Annotated in this window: 21 protein-coding genes and 1 pseudogene; 5 read left to right on the top strand and 17 right to left on the bottom strand. The window is 61.6% G+C overall.

Annotation, left to right across the window (positions count from 1 at the left end; translation table 11 throughout):
* The first annotated feature begins 6 nt into the window (after window positions 1–6).
* Window positions 7–453, top strand: coding sequence for a MarR family winged helix-turn-helix transcriptional regulator (locus N2A41_RS05250; protein ID WP_260110448.1), 447 nt, complete (start codon window positions 7–9; stop codon window positions 451–453).
* A gap of 295 nt (window positions 454–748) precedes the next feature.
* On the opposite strand, the gene N2A41_RS05245 is transcribed toward N2A41_RS05250, so the two are convergent.
* Window positions 749–1171: an organic hydroperoxide resistance protein gene (locus N2A41_RS05245; RefSeq protein WP_003546481.1), complete on the bottom strand. Its 423-nt coding sequence runs from the start codon at window positions 1169–1171 to the stop codon at window positions 749–751.
* A 441-nt stretch (window positions 1172–1612) separates the two neighbouring features.
* On the opposite strand from N2A41_RS05245, the gene N2A41_RS05240 reads away from it, so the two are divergent.
* Window positions 1613–2101 (top strand): MarR family winged helix-turn-helix transcriptional regulator, encoded by a 489-nt coding sequence (locus N2A41_RS05240; protein ID WP_260110447.1) that lies wholly within the window; start codon window positions 1613–1615, stop codon window positions 2099–2101.
* Window positions 2102–2138: 37 nt separating this feature from the next.
* Here N2A41_RS05240 and N2A41_RS05235 read toward each other — a convergent pair whose 3' ends face one another.
* From N2A41_RS05235 to N2A41_RS05170, 14 genes and pseudogenes are all read right to left on the bottom strand, one after another.
* A complete protein-coding gene (locus N2A41_RS05235) occupies window positions 2139–2363 on the bottom strand; it encodes a hypothetical protein (protein WP_170258767.1) in 225 nt (74 codons plus the stop codon).
* Window positions 2364–2590: 227 nt separating this feature from the next.
* Window positions 2591–2830, bottom strand: a complete 240-nt coding sequence (rpsU, locus tag N2A41_RS05230) for a 30S ribosomal protein S21 (protein WP_003546477.1) — start codon at window positions 2828–2830, stop codon at window positions 2591–2593.
* A gap of 74 nt (window positions 2831–2904) precedes the next feature.
* Window positions 2905–3189 (bottom strand): hypothetical protein, encoded by a 285-nt coding sequence (locus tag N2A41_RS05225; protein ID WP_017963461.1) that lies wholly within the window; start codon window positions 3187–3189, stop codon window positions 2905–2907.
* Window positions 3190–3354: 165 nt separating this feature from the next.
* Window positions 3355–3564 carry a cold-shock protein gene (locus tag N2A41_RS05220; RefSeq protein WP_003546468.1) on the bottom strand — a complete coding sequence of 70 codons (210 nt, stop codon included), beginning with the start codon at window positions 3562–3564 and terminating at the stop codon, window positions 3355–3357.
* 327 nt (window positions 3565–3891) lie between these two features.
* A complete protein-coding gene (locus N2A41_RS05215; protein WP_017963459.1) occupies window positions 3892–4626 on the bottom strand; it encodes a L,D-transpeptidase family protein in 735 nt (244 codons plus the stop codon).
* Between the two features lie 176 nt (window positions 4627–4802).
* On the bottom strand, window positions 4803–5609 hold the full coding sequence (locus N2A41_RS05210; protein WP_260110446.1) for a L,D-transpeptidase: 807 nt from the start codon (window positions 5607–5609) through the stop codon (window positions 4803–4805).
* A 102-nt stretch (window positions 5610–5711) separates the two neighbouring features.
* A pseudogene (locus N2A41_RS05205) lies at window positions 5712–6406 on the bottom strand (nucleotidyl transferase AbiEii/AbiGii toxin family protein); the annotation flags it as partial.
* Between the two features lie 54 nt (window positions 6407–6460).
* Complete coding sequence (locus N2A41_RS05200) at window positions 6461–6664, bottom strand: hypothetical protein (protein WP_246726254.1); 204 nt, start codon at window positions 6662–6664, stop codon at window positions 6461–6463.
* 79 nt (window positions 6665–6743) lie between these two features.
* Entirely contained in the window at window positions 6744–7664 is a 921-nt protein-coding gene (locus N2A41_RS05195; RefSeq protein WP_260110443.1) for an alpha/beta hydrolase family protein, read from the bottom strand.
* The gene (locus N2A41_RS05190) at window positions 7661–7831 is read right to left on the bottom strand and encodes a hypothetical protein (protein WP_260111137.1); all 171 of its coding nucleotides are present in this window, start codon (window positions 7829–7831) and stop codon (window positions 7661–7663) included. Before N2A41_RS05190 ends, N2A41_RS05195 begins: the two co-directional genes overlap by 4 nt.
* Window positions 7828–9453, bottom strand: a complete 1626-nt coding sequence (locus N2A41_RS05185; protein WP_260110442.1) for a cisplatin damage response ATP-dependent DNA ligase — start codon at window positions 9451–9453, stop codon at window positions 7828–7830. Before N2A41_RS05185 ends, N2A41_RS05190 begins: the two co-directional genes overlap by 4 nt.
* Window positions 9454–9682: 229 nt before the next feature.
* Window positions 9683–10693 (bottom strand): ligase-associated DNA damage response exonuclease, encoded by a 1011-nt coding sequence (locus N2A41_RS05180; RefSeq protein WP_222386155.1) that lies wholly within the window; start codon window positions 10691–10693, stop codon window positions 9683–9685.
* A gap of 197 nt (window positions 10694–10890) precedes the next feature.
* Window positions 10891–12249: a tetratricopeptide repeat protein gene (locus N2A41_RS05175; RefSeq protein ID WP_260110441.1), complete on the bottom strand. Its 1359-nt coding sequence runs from the start codon at window positions 12247–12249 to the stop codon at window positions 10891–10893.
* A 215-nt stretch (window positions 12250–12464) separates the two neighbouring features.
* Entirely contained in the window at window positions 12465–13295 is an 831-nt protein-coding gene (locus tag N2A41_RS05170) for an alpha/beta fold hydrolase (RefSeq protein ID WP_260110440.1), read from the bottom strand.
* 111 nt (window positions 13296–13406) lie between these two features.
* On the opposite strand from N2A41_RS05170, the gene N2A41_RS05165 reads away from it, so the two are divergent.
* Complete coding sequence (locus N2A41_RS05165; protein ID WP_260110439.1) at window positions 13407–14378, top strand: glycerophosphodiester phosphodiesterase family protein; 972 nt, start codon at window positions 13407–13409, stop codon at window positions 14376–14378.
* 3 nt (window positions 14379–14381) lie between these two features.
* On the opposite strand, the gene N2A41_RS05160 is transcribed toward N2A41_RS05165, so the two are convergent.
* A complete protein-coding gene (locus N2A41_RS05160) occupies window positions 14382–16679 on the bottom strand; it encodes a sensor domain-containing protein (RefSeq protein WP_222386152.1) in 2298 nt (765 codons plus the stop codon).
* Window positions 16680–16931: 252 nt separating this feature from the next.
* Between N2A41_RS05160 and N2A41_RS05155 the strand changes: the two genes are divergently transcribed.
* Together N2A41_RS05155 and N2A41_RS05150 are read left to right on the top strand one after the other, a co-directional pair.
* Entirely contained in the window at window positions 16932–18299 is a 1368-nt protein-coding gene (locus N2A41_RS05155; protein WP_260110438.1) for a TIGR03808 family TAT-translocated repetitive protein, read from the top strand.
* A gap of 97 nt (window positions 18300–18396) precedes the next feature.
* Window positions 18397–19062, top strand: coding sequence for a glutathione S-transferase family protein (locus N2A41_RS05150; protein ID WP_222386150.1), 666 nt, complete (start codon window positions 18397–18399; stop codon window positions 19060–19062).
* 3 nt (window positions 19063–19065) lie between these two features.
* Here N2A41_RS05150 and N2A41_RS05145 read toward each other — a convergent pair whose 3' ends face one another.
* The gene (locus N2A41_RS05145; protein ID WP_170279089.1) at window positions 19066–19962 is read right to left on the bottom strand and encodes a LysR substrate-binding domain-containing protein; all 897 of its coding nucleotides are present in this window, start codon (window positions 19960–19962) and stop codon (window positions 19066–19068) included.
* Between the last annotated feature and the right edge of the window lie 69 nt (window positions 19963–20031).

Genomic DNA, 20031 nt, shown 5'->3' with positions numbered 1-20031 from the left:
TGGAGCATGTCAAATTCGATCGAGATTCCCTTTTCCACGACGCTGATGGTGCGCGACACCTGCCTCTGCCTGCATGTGCAGCGGGCGGCGCGCGCGCTTGCTCGGCTGTTCGACGACGCGCTGAGGCCGGCCGGCCTGACCAACGGCCAGTTTTCGCTGATGATGTCGCTGAACCGGCCGGAGCCGCCGCCGATGGGGCCGGTCGCCGCCCTGCTCGCCATGGACCAGACGACGCTAACGGCGGCGCTGAAGCCGTTACAGCGCAAGGGTTGGGTGAAGGTGATGGAGAACCCGAGGGACAGGCGCGGCCGGCTGCTGAGCCTCACCACTGAGGGCAAGGCGGTGCTGGCAATGGCGCTACCGATCTGGCAAAGCACGCATGCGATGATCGACGGGGAGCTGCCGGAAGGCGGCGCCGCCCGACTGCGGCAGGATCTGCAGGCACTGTCATGAATGACGATAAAAACGCCGAAGCCGGCTAGGCTGAACGCCGACCTCGTCACAGCGGACAGGTAACGGCCGAATAGAGCAAGCCGATGGCCATCCAGTTCGCGCCGATGGCTGCCCCTCACCCTAGCCCTCTCCCCGTAAAACGGGGAGAGGGGACGTGCCCTGCGAGAGGTAGCGAGGGACAGAGAGGTCGCGGCATGGTCCCTTCGCCCGTTTACGGGGAGAAGGTGCCGGCAGGCGGATGAGGGGCCGGTGTCGGCGAAGGCCCTCTCCCCGCATTTTGCTGGAAACGCCTGGATCAGGCTACGGTGACCGGGACCTCGGTCGAGGTGCGCATGGCGTGGCTGTAGGGGCAGACGATGTGGGCTGCGGCTGCGAGCTTTTCAGCGGTTTCGCGGTCGAGGCCCGGAATGTTGACTGTCAGCGCCACTTCGATGCCGAAGCCGCCGCCATCTTCACGCGGGCCGATCCCGACTTTGGCGGAGACCGTCGTATCTTCCGGAATCTTGACCTTCTGCTGACCCGCGACAAATTTCAATGCACCGAGGAAGCAGGCAGAATATCCGGCAGCGAAGAGCTGTTCGGGATTGGTGCCGGTCGCACCGTCGCCGCCGAGTTCCTTGGGAACGGTCAGGGTCACGTCCAGAACGCCGTTTTCGGAAACAGCGCGGCCTGCGCGGCCGCCGGTGGCAGAGGCTTTGGTCGTATAGAGAATAGGCATGACGATCTCCTTTGGTTGGCCCTTCGATCGGGTTGGATTTTTAATATCGCGCAATTAAATTGCACGCAAGTGAATTTTGCAAATTGCATTTCGAATTCGAAAGGAGGACAATCCGGCCTTGGAACAGGATGATTTTAAGCTGCATCGGCCTAAAATCTGAATCCTGTTCTAAATTAAAGAGTTAGAGCATGATGCCGCCCGAAAACCGCGCACACTTTTCGGCATCATGCTCTAGAGCAATTCCAGCAAAACTGCGCAGCGGTTGGCGCCCGGAATTGCGTGAAAACAAAGGGAAAGAGGATTTCCGTGATTCGAAGAAAAACGGAAATGCTCTAGCGCATCGGCCCGAAAATCGGAATCGATTTTCGGAAAGAACGATGCGTAGATTCAAAGAGTTAGAGCGTCCTTTGTGCGTCCAAAAGGACGCACGGCGCTCTAGGGATGATGGATATGAGAGCGCAAACGACGAAGACGATGGAGATACCGGAAGAGGAGAAGCGGCTGGAAAAGCAGTTGTGCTTCGCGGTCTACGCGACGGCGCATGCCTTCACCCGCGCCTACAAGCCGATCCTCGACAGGGTCGGCCTGACCTATCCTCAATATCTGGTGATGCTGGTGCTGTGGGAACGCGGCGAGCTGCCGGTGAAGATGATCGGCGAGCAACTCGACCTCGATTCCGGCACGTTGTCACCGCTGCTGAAGCGGCTGGAACAGGGCGGGCTGATCAAGCGCATCCGCGACCTGCGCGACGAACGGCAGGTGATCGTGTCGCTGACCCTAAAAGGCCAGGCGATGAAGGGAGAGATCGATACGATCATGACGGCGATCGGGCAAGCCGCAGGCTGCACGCTTAAGGAAATGGCCGAGATGCGCGACATGCTGCATCGGCTGCGGGGGAATCTCGGGCGGACCGGCACGGGCGACGGCTGAACGCATCACCCGTCAGAGCCGGCGTGCGCGCCGAGAATCAGGGCTGCGGCTTAGCCGGTGACCGGCGCTTCTTTGCAGGCGCCGCCTTAGGTTCGGCCTCGGCCTCCTGCTGCAAGCGCAGCGCCTTCAGCTTCTCCGTCTTCTTGTCACGGGCCGATGCCTCAGCGGCGATGATGGCGCGCGCCGTGTGATCGGTCGCTTCCGCCTTGTCGCGAGACGACAGCTTGGCAGGATTGAAGAATTCTCCCTTGGTGGCGGTCATGTGCCCCTTTCCCAGGTGATGGCGGCGCTGTCGCATAATTCCTCAAATCGGAATCGGTTCAAGGAATTATGCAAAAATTCAAAGCGTTACGGCGTGCCTTTGCGCGCCTGAAAAGACGCGCGGCGCTGTAAGCCATGGCTCGACGGCAGAAACCTTGATTCACGGCTGAACCGTGATTGCACGGTGGGGCCGTGATGCCACGGTGGGGCCGTGATGCCACGGCCGGATTAGCGGGTCGGGCGGAGAACCTTCTTCGGTGCCGGCAGCAGACCTTCGCGCTGCAGCTTCTTACGGGCGAGCTTGCGCTGGCGGCGAATGGCCTCGGCCTTTTCGCGGGCGCGCTTCTCGGACGGCTTCTCAAAGGCGCTACGCGCCTTCATTTCCCGGAACAGGCCTTCCCGCTGCATCTTTTTCTTGAGCACGCGGAGCGCCTGATCGACATTATTATCTCTGACGAGTACCTGCAAAACGATATCCTTCCTGTCGCGGCGGCCGCCGCACTGTCCAAATTAAAAACCCGGGTCAAAATAAAAACCCGGGACTACTTCCCGATTTTGATGCTCGAAAACTTCAGCCAGGGCTCGGCGCCGTCGGACTTGGCCGCCGCCTCGGGAGAAGCCCTCGACGGAGTTTCACCGGTATCGATGTCGGCCTCAGTGATGCGGCGCTCGAAATTCTCTGCGTCGAACTGGACGCGATACTGCACATGCCCATGGTCGTTGGGCAGGATGCTGGAGATCCGGCACCGCTTATCGGCTTTCGCCGTGCGGGTGAGGCCGGATTTCAGCACGATCATGTCGCCGACTTTATAGTTTTGTCTGCCCATTTCAGCGTTCCTTCGACTCTTCGGCTGCTCAATCTGTCGCTCACAAGGCCTGCGCAAAGCAAAAAGGCCGGGCTCGAACCCGACCTCTTCCAGTCACTCAGCCCGCTGCCAGTTTGGTCAGCCCGCTGCCAGTACATCCGTGGTCAGCGTAGGCGAATGACAAAATTATGCGGCCTGAAGATTGTCAGCCGAATTCTTGCCGGACTTCTTGTCGCGGACGAGATCGTAGCGGATCTTCTGACCTTCAACGAGTTCGCGCATTCCGGCGCGTTCAACCGCTGAGATATGGACAAAAACGTCCGTAGAACCATCATCGGGCTGAATGAAGCCAAAACCCTTGGTGCCATTGAACCACTTGACGACGCCTGAATTCATAACGATCTCCTTTTCAACCGTTTGTGTTCGCCTGCGGAACAATCCCCGACAAGCCGTATCGATGTTGAGAGGATATCTGACGGAGCGCTCAAGCGCGTGGACAAAGGTCGCAAGCAATTCGATACGCACCATGTAGGATATTTACCGAATTAAGCAATGGTATTTCGGAAAATAATTCTCTTGCGGGCGCAAAATGAAGCTCTTGCCTGGGAGGCAAAGCACTGCTTGCCTGGGGCAAAGCAGCCGCTTGCCTGGGGCAAAGCACCTGCTTGCCTGGGGAAAAGGGATTGGTCCGAGGCGGCCGGATCGCGACCGCCTCGGTGAAAATTACTGCCAGACGACGATCGGCGCCTTTGTCGGAACGCGGTCGTAGAGATCGATGATATCCTGGTTGAGCAGCCGCACGCAGCCCGACGAGACGGCCTTGCCGATCGAGCGCCAGTCCGGATTGCCGTGCAGGCGGTAGAGCGTGTCCTCTCCATTCGAGAAGATATAGAGGGCGCGGGCGCCGAGCGGGTTCTTCAGGCCCGGCTCCATGCCACCGTTGTCGATCGAATATTTGACGAGTTCCGGCTGGCGAGCGACCATCTCGTTCGGCGGCTTCCAGCGCGGCCATCTCTGACGCCACTGGATGACGCCCGACCCCTGCCAGGCGAAACCCTCGCGGCCGATGCCGACGCCGTAACGCATTGCCATGCCGTCGCCCTGGACGAGATAGAGGAAGCGTGACGGCGTATCGACGACGATGGTGCCGGGGGCCTGGCCGGTAGGATCGACGACGCGCTGGCGATAATAGCGCGGATCGATCTGTTCGTAGGGAACAGCGGGAATGAGAAACCCGCCGTCCTCGACGGGGCCATACATGACGGCAAGCTCGGCGCCGCTCGGTACGCTCGACGTTTCCGGCGACTGGAACAGGCGCATGGGCGAACGGTAAATGATCGTTTGATCGCCTGATGTCACGGTGTTGGCCGAGGAGGCGCAGCCGGTGAGCGCGGAGGCTGCGGTCAACGCCGAAAAGGAAAGAAAGCTACGGCGGGAAAGATGTCTATCGAAGCTCATGACGCGGGACTGATTTCCTTTGATACGGGAAGCCGGACGAGACATCGACTAAACCGATGATTCGTCCAATGCCGGTAACGACAATAGGAAATCTATCGGCTTGCGCTAAATAAACCATAGGTTCACGCAGACGTGTCCGACCCGCAGCGGACGATATGGGCTGCGCTGTTGCAGCGCTACATCACAACGATCTCGGCCCTGGCAGGAATGCGGTTATAAAGATCGACGACATCCTGGTTTAGCATGCGTACGCAGCCCGACGAGGTGGCCTTTCCGATCGACTGCCAGTCGGGGGTGCCATGGACGCGGTAGAGCGTATCCTGCCCGTCCTTGTAGATATACATGGCGCGCGCGCCGAGCGGGTTCATCAGCCCCGGATTCATGCCGCCATTCTCCGCCCCGAAGGGACGAACCTCAGGCTGGCGCGATACCATTTCGACCGACGGTGTCCAGCGCGGCCATTTCTGCTTCCACTGGATGACGCCACGACCGGACCAGGCGTAACCGTCGCGGCCGAGGCCGACGCCGTAGCGCATCGCCTTGCCGTTGCCCTCGACGAAATAGAGGAAATGCGCCTTGGTATCGACGATCACGGTGCCGGGACGCTCGGCCGTCTGATAATCGACCTCCTGGCGCAGGAACTGCGGCTGCACGCGGCTGACCGGGATTGCCGGCAGGGTGAAATCCTCGTCACGAAGCTCACCATACATCGCCATATGCACGGGATTGCTAACCGGCAGGCCATAGGTCTGATGGAACTGCGTCTTGTAGAGCTCGCGCGTCTGCGGCACCGGCTGATCGGGGATCGGCCGCACCCGGCGCGGATCGACGCCGGGCGGCTGATAGAAGACCGGCGAGGTTTCCTGGACGAAGCGGGCGGGCGAATCGGCGGCGACATCGGGAATGAGGATGTTGCAGCCGCTCAGCGACGCAACTGCAATCACGAGCCCGGCAATCGGGAAGACCCGGCGCAGAAAATTCATGGAACCACCCTTATCAACGATCGGCAGACAGCGATATCTGCCGGAACGATGGCATCCGCGGCTGGCGCGAGGCTGGCGTCGAGGTGGGAAGGCGGGGGGCCAAGACGACCAGAGCCGTCGGGCTTCGCCGCGAAGCGCAGCGATCGCCCGCACGGCAAGGTCGCCGTCCATCTGCAGGACGCTTGCGGCATGTCTCAACTCGGTGTCGTCCTCAAGTCTGGCGAGGACCCAACCGATCTTGCGCTCAATGTCTTGCCCATAAGCTTCCGTCGCCTTGAGAACAGCGACAGCGGGAATTTCCACGTAACGGGTGAGAAGCTGCCGAGATCGATAGCATCACGATAGGCGACGGCCCTGTCCTGGCAGCGGTCGGCATTGGCGAGCAGCTTTTCGGCGAACATATCAGGCAGCGACAACATGGGAACACTCAGCCGAGGATCGACAGTGCCTTCAAGAGCAATCCGCGCCTCGCGCACGATTTCGAAGCGAATCGGCTGCGCGTCGAGGGTAAGGACCGTGCGGATGCCGTATTGGTCTGTCCTGAAGTCTCGGAGTCCGGCAACCGGCCTTCCGAAAAAGGCTCCTACTCCGCTTTCGACCGCCGCCATACGCAAGGCGCGATATCCCTCGCCATCCGCACCGAGAAAATGGACATCGAGCGACAGTCGGTATTCGTCGAGATGAATGACAATGGCGGTTCCGCCGGCAAACCAACACTTGTTGGCCAGAAGAAAATCAGTCGCCATCAGCCGAAGGGCCGCGGCGATGATGCGATGTTCCGGACGTCTGAATTCCATGGTGGCCACCCAATTTCGCCCAAGCCTAAACGCGAAGGATAAAGAAACGGAAAATTAGGAAACGAGCAGGACGCCGTTACCATAGGTGGCGGCCAGATCGCGGATCAGTTGCACCTCCCGCTCGGTCAGCCTGCCGGTATCGACGAAACGCCAGTTGCGTTCATAAAGCGCGAAGGCCTCGCGGGCAGGCATGGCGCGCGCAAGATCACGATTCCAGGCGAGCGATTTCAGCTCGGGGAAGTCGTTCGGCACAATCATGCTCTCTGGCATGCTCTTAGCGTTCGTCGTCATGACAGCAATATAGGCCAATGGCCCTCTATTTGAAGCGGCTGGAAATTCAGGCCGCCACCCCATGGAAAAAGCGGATGCTCTGTTCGATCTCGGTCGGCAGCGCCGAGGTGTGGTTGCCGGCGACGGTTTCAGTCTCGATCTGAACGCCGGCGCCGCGGGCGCGGCGGGCAAGCAGATCGGCGCGATCGTTGAAATGCGGCTCCTCCGTACCGTGGACGACGCGGACCGGACATTTGAAGCTGTGGGCGTAGCACAGCGCCGAACGCACCTCGAATTCATGCGTATTGCTGTCGTCGAAGCGGATATCCTGCGGATAGCGGTTGAAGAAGCGGAAGGCGTCGGGGTTGCCGGAAATCGGCGCGGCGGCGCGGAATTTGTGGGTGGTCATCGCCGTCAGCATGGTCAGCGTGCCGCCGATGCTATGGCCGGCGATGAACAGGCGTTCGGGATCGACACCCGGCAGATGCTCCAGGCGCTCGGTGGCAGCGAGCACGTCGTCGACCTCGTCGTAAAAGCCGGAGAAATTGCCCATCTGGCCGTTTTCGCCGCGCAGCGACGGCATCATCACGACATAACCGGCATCCATATAGGGCTTCATCAGCTGCCAGTGGCCGATGCCCATGGCATTGCCGCCGTGCAGGAAGAGCACGGCAGGCTTGGCGGCGCGCTCGCGCTTGTATTTCGAGACCCAGGCCGCCAGTTCCAGCTCGCCGTAACCGGAACGGTAGAAGATCTTGTCGGCATCGGCAGGCGCATTCAGCGATTCGTATTTGTCGGGCGCCGGGCCCTTCTGCAACAGCTTGGTGCGGAAATGGTGGCGGACCTTGGCGTAGTCGTGCTTGGCAAGGCGCGGCTCATCCGGGACATCGAAAGCTGCCGCCATGCGCGGCAGGACAAGTGCACCGGCAACACCCGCCAGAACGGCACGGCGTTGATGGAAAAAGGAATTTTGTTCACGCGAGCTCATAACGCAGCATCCATCATTTCCCCGGCCATTCTAAATGAGCATGATGCCTTCCGAAAACCGCTTACGCTTTTCGGCATCATGCTCTGGAAAATCTGCACCGGAAGATCGCTGCCGCCAATACACATCGTGTTGAAAATATTGCCCTGCGTCATTTTGCGCAGCATCACGCCGGCTTGGCCTCGATCATGGCGATCAGCGTGCGCAGCCGGTCTGCCTCGTAGGAGGGTTTGTCGGGGCGAAGGCGGGCGATGCGGGGGAAGCGCATGGCGACCCCCGACTTGTGCCGAGTCGAGCGGTTGATGCCCTCGAAGGCCACTTCGACGACGAATCCGAAATCCTTGTCGGCGCGCACGGCCCGCACCGGGCCGAAGCGCTCGGTGGTATTATCACGCACGAACTTGTCGAGCACCTCGAGTTCGGCATCGGTGAAGCCGAAATAGGCCTTTCCCACCGGCACCAGCTGTTCGCCGTCCTGGTCATCAGCCCAGACGCCGAAGGTGAAATCGGAATAGTAACTCGAGCGCTTGCCGTGGCCGCGCTGGGCATACATCAGCACCGCATCGACATTATAGGGGTTACGCTTCCACTTGAACCAGGGACCCTTCATGCGGCCGGCCTGATAGACGCTGTCGCGGCGTTTGATCATCACGCCTTCGATGACCGGATCGGGCGGGGCGGCACGCAGAGCGTCGAGTTCTTCCCACGACGAGAACGGCACGAGCGGCGAGAGATCGAAACGGTCATGGGGGGCGCGGTCGATGATCTCGGTCAGCCGGTCGCGGCGATCGATATAGGTGCGGCCGCGAACATCTTCCTCATCGTCGAAGAGCAGATCATAGGCGCGGATGAAGGCTGGGTAATCGCCAAGCATCTTCGACGTCACCGTCTTGCGGTTCAGGCGCTGCTGCAGGTCGGAGAAGGTGCGGGTCGGGCTGTTGGAGCGGGCAGTGCCGCCGACCAGCAATTCGCCGTCGACGACACCGGAAAAATTGATCGCGTCGAGAACATCGGGAAAGGCGCCTGAAATGTCGTCGCCCGAGCGGGAATAGATCTTGCGCGTGTCTCCGGAGCGTGAGAGCTGGACGCGGATGCCGTCCCATTTCCATTCAGCGGCGTAGTGGGCCGGATCAAGGCCGGTAAGGTCGCCCTCCTCCACCGCATTGGCGAGCATGACGGAATGGAAGATCGCCGGTGTGGCCAGCACCGGTTTTTCGCCGCCACCTGCCAGCCATTCGAACAATGTCTGATAAGGCGGCTGCAGGCCGTGCCAGAGGGTTTCGATCTCGGTGACGTCCTTATCGCCGAGATCGGCCAGCGCCTGCTTGGCGAGGCGGGCGGAAACGCCGATGCGCATGGCGCCGGTCGCCAGCTTGATGAAGGCGAAACGACCGGACGAATCCAGCCGGTCGAGCAGGTCGCGAACGAAGCTGCGCACTTCTGTGCGGCCGAGTGCATTCATGCCGGTAACGACCTCGCCGAGACGCGGCTGGGCGAAAGCCGAACGGTCGATATCCCGCTCATTGTCCCAGACGAGCGAGATGGTTTCGGCGAGATCACCGACATAATCATAGGAATAGCGGAACAGCACCTCGTCCATACGCTCGAGTACCAGCTCGCGCAGCATGGCGGGCTTGACGTTGCGCACCTCCAGCGTGCCGGCGATGGCGGCAAGGCCATAGCCGCGGTCGGGATCCGGCGTGTCGCGGAAATAGTCGGTCAGCAGCTTCAGCTTGCCGTTGCGGCTGGGGGTGAGCACCAGGCGGTCGAGGAGGTCGGCGAAGGCTTTCATGGGCGCCTCCCGACTCTTGAGGAAGACCCCTCCCCAACGGCGTATGGAAAAGGCCCCTCCCCAACCCCTCCCCACAAGGGGGAGGGACTAAGCTGTGGCACCGCCTCGCAAACCAACAAGCCGACCGCATGCTCCGCGCTGGAAGATGAATGCAGCGAGGGCCCGGTGTTAAGCCCCTCCCCCTTGTGGGGAGGGGTTGGGGAGGGGTTTTCAGCAAGAAACTCCATCCTCAATCGCCCTCGTCCTCATAACCCACCAGATGCAGCGGTTTCGCCTTGATGCCCTGCAATTGGCACCAGCGCACCAGGGCCTCCTCGCGGCCATGCGTCACCCAGACCTCGGCCGGGTGCAATTCCCGGATGGTTTCCGTCAGTTCCGGCCAGTCGCAATGATCGGATATGACGAGCGGCAGTTCGACGCCGAGTTGTTTGGCGCGCTGGCGCACCATCATCCAGCCGGAGGCGAAGGCCGGCAGCGGCTCGTTGAAGCGCCGGGCCCAGCGATCGGCGAAGGCCGATGACGGGCCGATGACGACCGCGCCCTTGAAGGCGGACTTGTCGCGGCTTTCGATCGTCGCCGGCAGCAGTTCGCCGAGATCGATGCCCTGCTCGATGTAATAGTCGCAGAGTTTTTCCATGGCGCCATGGATATAGATCGGTTCGGCATAACCGGCATCGCGCAGCAGCCGGATGACGCGCTGGGCCTTGCCGAGCGCATAGGCGCCGACGAGATGGGTGCGCTCGGGAAATTGCCTGAGCGATGCCAGCAGCTTGGCCGTCTCCTCCATCGGATCGGGATGATGGAAGACCGGCAGGCCGAAAGTCGCCTCGGTGATGAAGACATCGCAGGCAACCGGCACATAGGCCGCGCAGGTCGGGTCGGGGCGGCGTTTGTAATCGCCGGAGACGACGATGCGGGTGCCGTTCTTCTCGATGGCGATCTGGGCGGAGCCGAGCACATGGCCGGCCGGATGAAAGCTCACCTTGACGCCGTTGGCCAGCAGTTCTTCGCCGAAGGCGGCGACCTGCTCGCTGGCGCAGAAACCGTCGCCGTAACGCAGGCGCATGATGTCGAGCGTCTGGCGGGTGGCAAGCACGTTCACATGGCCCGGGCGGGCATGGTCCGAATGGCCATGGGTGACGAGCGCCTGCTCGACTGGCCGCACCGGATCGACATAAAAGCCGCCTTCCGGGCAATAGAGCCCCTCCGGGGCGGGATAGAGCAGCGCATCAGGTCTCATGGAAGGAGAGATAGCGGGAAATGGGCGCGAGGCCAGAGGGCGGGAAGAAGGGACTGGCGAATGCACCGGAAGCGACCACTGCGCAAGCTCGTCTCCGTCGTGACGTTGGTCGAAAACACTCGGACAGTACCGAGCATGGCCGCCTTTCCTGAAGACGGCCATGCTGACCCTCCGTGGCTGCGACAGAAGGCCGTTGCTCAGGCGATCGGCGTCATCAGCAGGCTCGTTCCGTCGTGGCCAACCAGCATGTCCACCGAGCTACCTGCATGGACGTCGACCGGCTGCGGGAAAGTGTGAAGAACCTGGAGCCATCCTCCATCATGATAGCCGTCGGGGTGGTTATCGAAAACCACACCCTCGATCAGATCGACCTTCATCCACTGGACGACCCCGACGGCGGTGCCGTTTGCCTGCACAGGCACCGTTATCTTACGCAGCGCTGCAGAATGTTTGCGGGCGGTGAGATCCACTGCAGCGATCTCGAAATCGTCCGAAAGCCTGGTCCACTCGGTCATCGTGCCGTGAACGGGCAGGCGCAAAGGGGCAAGCGCATTGAACTGCGACATGTCGAAGCCGGAGACGTCGCCGACATGGGCATAGTTGGAGAGCGTTTCGCTGGCAACCAGGCAGCCGATGGCGGAGGCGGCGCGTGGAATGACGATCGCGTCCTCGCGGACCAGCCGGGCGTGGGCGTCCTCGAAGGTTTTCAGCACGCCTTCGGCAAGGAGATCGCTCGAAAGAATCTCGGAAATCAGGATGTCGGCGCGGGCTTTCATCTCTCTGCCGACGGAAAGTTCGGTCGAGGGCTTTTCGAAGATGTCGATCTGTTCGCGATAACCATTGGCGGCGATGATCCTCTCCGCCGTCTGCGCTATGGCCGGCACACTCTCACAGGTCGCGATATTGGTGGCGCCGGCGCGCGCCGCCATCATCGACAACAGGCCGCTCCCCGCGCCGATATCGAGGATCTGCGCATCGGCTCCGCGCAGCTCTATGGCAAGGCGGATTGCCGCTTCAAAGGCATCGTTGCGTCGAGTGTCGTTCATCATGGCGATGTGCCAGAAGGGCACGATCAACGAGGAGATCCGTCTTATCTGATGCCGGGCATTGATATTGTCCCGCTGCAACCGCAGAACATGACGGAATTCCGCCAGCGCCTCCGGCTGCCGGCCGGAATCGGCCAGTGCGACGGCGAGGTTGTTGCGCACGAGAGGATTTTCCGGTGACAGGCCACGTGCCATCTCATAGCAGCCGACCGCTTCCGCCGACCGGCCGAGCTGACGCAGCAGCGCACCTTTTTCCATCAGGGCGACGAGATGGCCGGGATTGAGGCCGAGCAGCTTGTCCCAGTAGTAAAGAGCGGTTTCTGCATCACCTCTCTTTGCGACGACATTCGCCAGCAGCGGTAGGATGTCTATCGTGCGATAGTCCTTGTGGAGGACTCGGACATAGGCTTTCTCGGCGCTTTCGAGATCGCCCGAGGCCTGAAAACTCATAGCGTCGCTCAGCGATTTTCGCGCGATGGAAACTCGCTCGTCAATATCGATACTGATCATTCCTGCTCCGTGGCCTTCTCAAGACAAGTGGAGGAGCCGCGGATCGAGCACACGCCATCGGGCCGCGCAACCTACCCATGCACAGGAAATCACCTGAGCGGGCGGCGGCTCGAAGGTCTTCGTGAGCGAACGACAAAACGAATCCTTCCTACAGGACCCTACGTTTGCCGTTCCGAAAAAGTTACTGAATTCTTATGAAATTGCGCTGCCGCGGCTCAACGCCGCAAGTCTTCATTTTTTCGTGTGCCGATGTCATCCAGGAAGGCGACCACCGCGGCGTTGAAATCAGCCGGCCGCTGCAGCGGCGCGAAATGGCCGACGCCTTTGAGATAGATTATCTCGGCGTTCGGAATGCTGCGGGCAAGATATTCGGCATGGTCGGGCTTGATGAATTCGTCGTGCTCGCCAAGCACGATCGCGACCGGCACGCGGATCAGGCCCAAGTCGGCGGCCTGATAGTTCGGCTCCGTCCGCATCATCAGGCTGACCGCCTCGACGAAGGCATTGAAATCGTCCGGAGTGGCGGACAATGCGGCATAATCCCTGGCATGACGGCTGAAGCAACGGTCGATGACCGGTGTCGGCGCGAATTCCCGCGTGCCGCTCGGATCCATGTTGCAGGCGAAGAAAAAGACACCCTCGACACGGGACGGCGCCGTCATGGCGAGAATCAGAGCGATGCAGGCGCCGTCGCTCCAGCCGACGATCGCCGCCTTGTCGAGATGCAGCTCATCCATGACGGCGAGCACGTCTGAAGCCATCAGCTCATAAGTATAGGGACGGTCATCGCGGCTGCTTCTTCCATGGCCGCGGCTGTCGATCAGCACGACGCGGCGGCCGCTGCGCAAGAGTGCCGGGACCTGATAGCCCCAGTTGCCGCTGTTGCCGAGGCCACCATGCAGCAGGATGACAGGAGGGCCGGCGCCGTAACTTGCGTACCAGATACGGGCACCGTCATGCGCGACATGACCGTCGACCGCTGCCGGCGGCAACGGAGCGGCGCCGTGCGCTTCGAAATGGATGAGCTCGCCGTCGTCAAATTCCATAGCGATCAGTCTCATTGGCGTCGCAGCATAGAAAAACCGGAAAACAGCCCAAGAACAACCGGAATCGCTTTCTAGCACTTGCTCGTCGATACAACCAGAGGGGGATCAACTTTGGGCAGGAAGCTCTTCTATTGTGCGGCGGCAATCGCCGTCGCCGCGGCGGGCATCTACCTCAACAATACCAGCCTGCTGGCGCAACATCGGCCGGGAAAACCGGTGCTGCTTGCGCATCGCGGCATCGCACAGCGGTTCGACGAGACCGATCTCAAGAACGACACCTGCACGGCGAGCCGCATGCTGGCGCCGAAACACGGCTATCTCGAAAACACGCTTCCGTCGATGCAGGCAGGCTTTGCGGCCGGCGCCGATATCATCGAGATCGACGTGCATCCGACGACGGACGGGCAGTTCGCAGTTTTTCACGACTGGACGCTCGATTGCCGCACCGACGGCCATGGCGTCACCCGCGAGCATTCGATGGCCGACATGAAGAGGCTCGACATCGGCTATGGTTATAACGCCGATGACGGCAAGACTTTTCCCTTTCGCGGCCGGGGCGTCGGCATGATGCCAACCCTAGCCGAGGTACTCTCGACCTTTCCGGATCGGCGCTTCCTCATCAACGTCAAGAGCCGCGATCCCTCCGAGGGCAAAAAGCTCGCCACCGTGCTCAACGGGCTTTCCACTGAGCGGCGGGCCGAGATCATCGTCTATGGCGGTGACGAGCCGATCGACGTGCTCCGCCGGCTCGTGCCCGATATCAAGACCGCCTCGCGCAAGAGCCTGAAGGGCTGCCTCACCGGCTATATCGGCTATGGCTGGACCGGCCTGCTGCCGAACGAGTGCAAACATGCGATGATGCTGGTACCGATCAATATCGCGCCATGGCTCTGGGGCTGGCCGGATCGTTTTCTCAACCGGATGGCAGATGCCGGGACCGAGGTTTTCGTGCTCGGCCCCTATCGCGGCAGCGATTTTTCCACCGGCATCGACGACCCCGCGCAACTGGCGCGGCTGCCGCCAAACTATGCGGCGGGCATATGGACGAACGAGATCGAGGCGATCGGCAAGCTTGTAAAATAGAGCTCAGAGGCTCCGCGCCCGCAGCAATGCCGGGATCTCCTCCGGGGAGACCGGTTTAGAGAAGCGGAAGCCTTGCGCCTCTTCGCAGTGCGCCTGGCGCAGGAAATCCATCTGAGCGTCGGTCTCGACGCCTTCGGCGAGAACCGAGAGCTTCAGCGTCCGCGCCAGCGAGATGACTGCCGAGGCGATTGCGACGGCGGTTTTGTCACCCGGCAGCGCCTCGACCAGCGAGCGGTCCATTTTCAGGCGATCGAAGGGGAAGGTCTTCAGCGCCGCCAGACTGGAATAGCCGGAGCCGAAATCGTCGATCGACAGGCGGACGCCCAGCCCCCGCAGCGTTTCCATCATGGCGAGCGCGCGTTCGGCATCCTGCATCACCACGCTTTCGGTGACTTCAAGCTCCAGCCAGCGGGACTGCAGGCGGTGGCGCTCCAGCGCTTCAGTGACATGGGTTGCGAAATCCGGATCGGCGAACTGCTTGGCAGAGACGTTGACGGCGATCGTCAGCGGCGTCAGGCCCATGTCCTGCCAGAGGCGTGCCTGGCGGCAGGCCTCGTTCAGCACCCACAGACCGAGGGAAACGATAAGGCCGGTCTCTTCGGCAAGCGGTATGAAATTAACCGGCGGCACCCTGCCCTTTGCCGGATGGTTCCAGCGCACCAGCGCCTCCAGCCCGGTGATGCGGCCGGTGGAGACATCGACCTGCGGCTGGTATTGCAGGAACAACTGCTGGCCAGTGATCGCCTGGTGCAGCTCCCCCTGCTCGCCGAGTGGCATTCCCACAGGCGTGCCGCCGCCATCGTGATGTTGCAATGTATTGCGACCGAGCTCCTTGGCGCGGTACATGGCGCGGTCGGCATTGGCGAGAAGCTCTTCCGAGGTCGCTCCATCGAAGGGGAAGGCGGCAACGCCAATGCTGGAGGTGACGGTGATCTCGCCGTCCGCGCCGCGGATCGGCCGGTTGATCGCCTTTTGCAGATCGCGAAGGCGGCGCGTGATGCCGGCATCGTGGCTCGACTGATGGACCAGCACGACGAGGAATTCGTCGCCGCCGAGACGCACCACCATATCGGACGCCCTGACGCTGTTGGCCATGCGGGCGGCGATCTCTTTGAGAACCTCGTCGCCGGCGGCGTGGCCGCGGCCGTCGTTGATGTCCTTGAAATTGTCGAGATCGATATAGGCGACGGTCACCTTGCGGTTGTTGCGCCGGGCCTGGTCGAGAATGCTCGCCAGCCGTTCCTTCAGGAAAGCGCGGTTCGGCAGGCCCGTCAGATCGTCATGATGGGCCATGAAATGAATGCGGTCATCGACACGCTTGCGTTCGATGGCGATGCCGGCGATATGGGTGGCGAGCGCCACCAGCGTCATTTCTTGCTCGGTGGGACGGCGGACTTCCCTGGAATAGAGCGCAAACGTGCCGAGCACATTGTTCTGCGATGTGGCGATCGGCGTCGACCAGCAGGAGCGGAAGCCGAACGGCGCGATCAACGCGCGAAAATCCTCCCAGAGCGGATCGCTCATCACGTCGTCGACGATCACGGTCTGACCGCGCCACGCGGCGGTGCCGCAGGAGCCGACCTTGGGCCCGATCGTGACACCATCGATGAGGCGGCTGTAGCCGCCGGGGAGATTGGGAGAGGCACCGTGATAGAGCCTCGTGCCCTCGCCGTCGAGCAGCAGCACCGATCCGTCAATCCCATCCAGCTGCGCCTCGATCATCAGTACGAGCGCCTCGAGGATCATCGGCAACGGCTCGTTGCGGGCGATCATTTCGAGCAGGCTCGCCTGGCCGCGATGCAGATCCTCCTGGCGCTTGCGTTCAGTGATATCACGGGAAACACCGATCAGACCAAGGATCTCGCCGCGATCGTTGCGCAGTGGTATCTTCGAGGTCAGTCGGCAAATCGGCCTTCTGCTGCCGGGAAGGACGTAGGATTCCTCCATGTCGATGCGGGCTTGGCCCGTCGCCATGATCTGCTGCTCGATGTCGAAATGGCGGCACGCCGTCTCGAAATCGAACAGGTCGAAATCGCGCTTGCCGGTGATCAGTGCAGCGCTCTCCAAGCCAAGGCTGCTGGCGGTGACGGCGTTGGCGAAGACGAAGCGGCTGTCACGATCCTTGACGTAGAGGAAATCCGGAAGTTCGTGGAGGATCGCCTTGAGGCGCAGGTTCTCGATGCCCTCGGAAAGCTGGTGGGCGGTCGATGCCATCATTGCCTCCGTCGCGGCGACGATGCGTCGCGTTTCGGCCGTCAGGGCATCGGTTGATTCCCATCGCCTGGCAGCCAATTCGTGCATGATGCTATTCCCCCTGCGGCCGAAGGCCGTTTCCCGCACTCGCCATAGAATTTCCCTTAAAAGTAGTCCTCATTTCCTTCGGCTTGCTTAAATGAAAGAGTGAACAAGAGGACAATAAAAGCGGCGAGATCCTGCTGTCAGCCTCGGTCATAAACGGCTATTTCATCGGCCTTTGCCCAGCTTGCGCCGAAAAAACACATGCCCGCCTGGCACGTTTCCTGCTACGGACGCGTTGTAACAAGAGATCCCGGGATGCCCTCACGCCGCGACATGCTTCTCTTTCTTGCCGCCTCGGCCGTTGCGGGAGCGGCATCGCGCGCGCTTGCCTCGCCGCTGACGGCGACCGCTCAGCCCGATCTGCGCGGGGCAATCGACGGGGTGGAATATCGCGCCATTCCCGAAAGCGGCGACCGCAAGACCCGCAACCTGCAGCCGATGATCGAGCAGGCGGCGCGCGAGAACGTACCGGTCTTCCTGCCGCCCGGTACCTACCGGGTCTCCAATCTCACTTTGCCGGATAATACGCGTATCACTGGCGTGCCCGGCGCCTCCCGGATCGTCTATACCGGCGAAGGCCATCTGTTTGCGGCCGAGAACGTGCGGCGGATCGAGCTTTCCAATCTCGTCATCGACGGCGGCAACCGCTGGCTTGGCGACTATGCCGGCGGGCTGTTGCAATTTACCGGCGTCGACGAGGTGCTGATCGACAATTGCGAGATCGGCGGCAGCCGCAAGCACGGCCTGCAACTGGAGCGCTGCGGCGGGCGGATCGAGCGCAGCCGCATTTCGGGGGCCGGCCAATCCGGGCTTTACGCGGTGGACTCCACCACCCTCTCGGTCACCGGCAACACGGTCTCGGATTGCGGCAATGGCGGCATCCTCGTACATCGCTGGAAGAAGGCGGAGGACGGCACCGTTGTCTCCGGCAACCGGATAACCAACATCCGCGCCAATGATGGCGGCACCGGGCAAAACGGTAACGGCATCAACATCTTCCGCTCCGACGGGGTGATGGTGGCGAACAACCACATCTCCGACTGCGCCTTCACGGCGATCCGCGCCAATTCGGCCTCGGACATTCAGATCAGCAGCAACCAGTGCCGGCGTTCCGGCGAGACGGCGATCTATGTCGAATTCGCCTTCGAAGGCGCCGTCGTTTCCGCCAACATGATCGACGGGGCGGCAAACGGCATTTCGATCGCCAATTTCGACGAGGGTGGCCGGCTGGCGAGCGTCACCGGCAATGTCGTGCGCAACCTGACGCTGAAGGGACCTTACAAGCACGAAGTCGGTTTCGGCATCGGCATTGCGGCGGAGGCCGATACGCTGATTTCGGGAAATGTGATCGAAGGCGCGCCGCGCTGGGGCCTGCAGATCGGCTGGGGTCCGTATCTGCGCAACGTCGTTGTGACGGGCAACGTGGTGCGCAAGGCGCCTGTGGGATGCGCCGTCTCGGTCGCCGATGGCGCCGGGACCGCCGTCATCACCGATAATGTTTTCCAGGAGACCGCCGAAGGCGCGGTTTTAGGCTTTCAGTGGGAGAAGAAGGTCTCCGGCGAGATGGCGGGCGGCGGTTCGCCCTATGCGCAGTTGACCGTCGAGAGAAACCGCATTTCCTGAAGGCCATCAAAAGCTTTCATCATCCCATCAGCCACAAGGACTTTTCCCACGCCGATCCGCCATTTACGCTCTCCCGGACACATCGAGGGATATGGGCATGCTGACAATCTACGGAGTTTATCGCTCGCGCGCCTCCCGCGTCTATTGGATGGCGGAGGAGCTTGGGGTCGAATTCCGCTCGGTGCCGGTGCTGCAAGCACGGCGGCTGGCGGATCCGCTAGCGCCCGGGGCGCCGCTCAACACGCAGTCGTCGGAATTCATCGCCGTCAACCCGATGGCGCAGATCCCCAGCATTCGGGATGGCGATCTCGTCATGCACGAGTCGCTGGCGATCAATCTTTATCTCGCGCGTCGATATGGCGGACCGCTTTCCGGCCAAACCGTCGAGGAAGACGGATTGCTGACGATGTGGACGGTCTGGGCGGCTTCGCAGGTCGAGCCGCTTACGGTGAAGATCGTGCTGACCTATGATAACGGGCTCGAAAACAGCGAAGAGGGCAAGCAGACGATCGCGGTTTCCTGCCGCTCGCTGCGCAGGCCGCTGGCGGTTCTCGAAGGCCATCTTGCCGGCCGGCAATGGATCGTCGGCGACCGCTTCACCGTCGCCGATCTCAACCTCGCCGAGGTGTTGCGCTACGCCCAGACCGAGGAGGCGCTTTTCCAAACGCATCCGAATATCAAAGCCTGGATCGAGCGCTGCCAGTCCCGCCCGGCCTACAAGGAGATGCAGGCGACCCGCGGCAAGGAGCCGATCGAGGTTTGAGGGCTACTGGAAGAGCGTGAGCGTGCCGGCCATTTCCTCGCGGATCCAGGCCTTGAAATCCTTGACCTTCTTCGGTTCGCGCGTGCCTTCAGCAGTGACGAAGTAATGACCGAAGCCGGTCGGCGCGCGAATGCCGAAAGGGGCGGCGAGCCGGCCTTCAGCAAGAGCAAAGGCGGCAAGGGTCTGCCAGGCGAGCATGACGCCCTGGCCGGCGATCGCCGCATCGAGGCAGAGCGAGGCATCGTTGAAGACGTGACGGGTCGAAAGCGTAGCACCTGATAGTCCGACCTCACGCATCCAGACCTCCCAGGTGAACATGGCATGGCCATCGATGATGGCAGGCAGTTGAAGGATATCGGCGGGCTCTTTCAATGTCGCCGCCATCTCCGGGGAACAGACGGGAAAGACCTCCTGTGCCAGCAGCAGTTCGGCCTTCACGTCAGGCCATTTGCCGCTGCCGACGCGGATCCCGATATCGACGTCGCAAAGGGCCGGATTGACGAGATTGGTCGTCGCGTCCAGCCGCAGCTTGATGTCGGGATGACGCTCGGCGAAGCGATCGAGCCGATAGACGAGCCAGCGGGCGGCGAAAACCGGAGCCACCGAGATCGTCAGGATGGTATCGTCCCTGCGGCTCGCAATCGACACCGCCGCCGAAAGACGGGCGAACCCCTCGTCGAGCGCGAGCAGCACCGGCCGGCCGGCTTCGGTGGCGATCATGCCCCTGGCGGTGCGCTCGAAAATCACCTGACCGAGCTGGGCTTCGGCCTTGATGACCTGCTGGCTGACGGCGCCGACCGAGACGCCGAGTTCGTCGGCGGCGGCCTGGAGCGAGCCGAGACGACCGACGGCTTCCAGCGCGCGCAGGCCGTTGAGATGGACCATATTCAGGTTCTTCATATAGTTTTTCTATAGCGCCGCCGCACTAATCTCAATTGAAAATCTGCCTGTTGAGGCCGACATTGCAAG

The organism is Rhizobium sp. SRDI969 (assembly GCF_025152725.1).
Taxonomy (GTDB): Bacteria; Pseudomonadota; Alphaproteobacteria; order Rhizobiales; family Rhizobiaceae; genus Rhizobium; species Rhizobium leguminosarum_I.
This window is presented reverse-complemented; position numbering and strand designations above follow the sequence as displayed.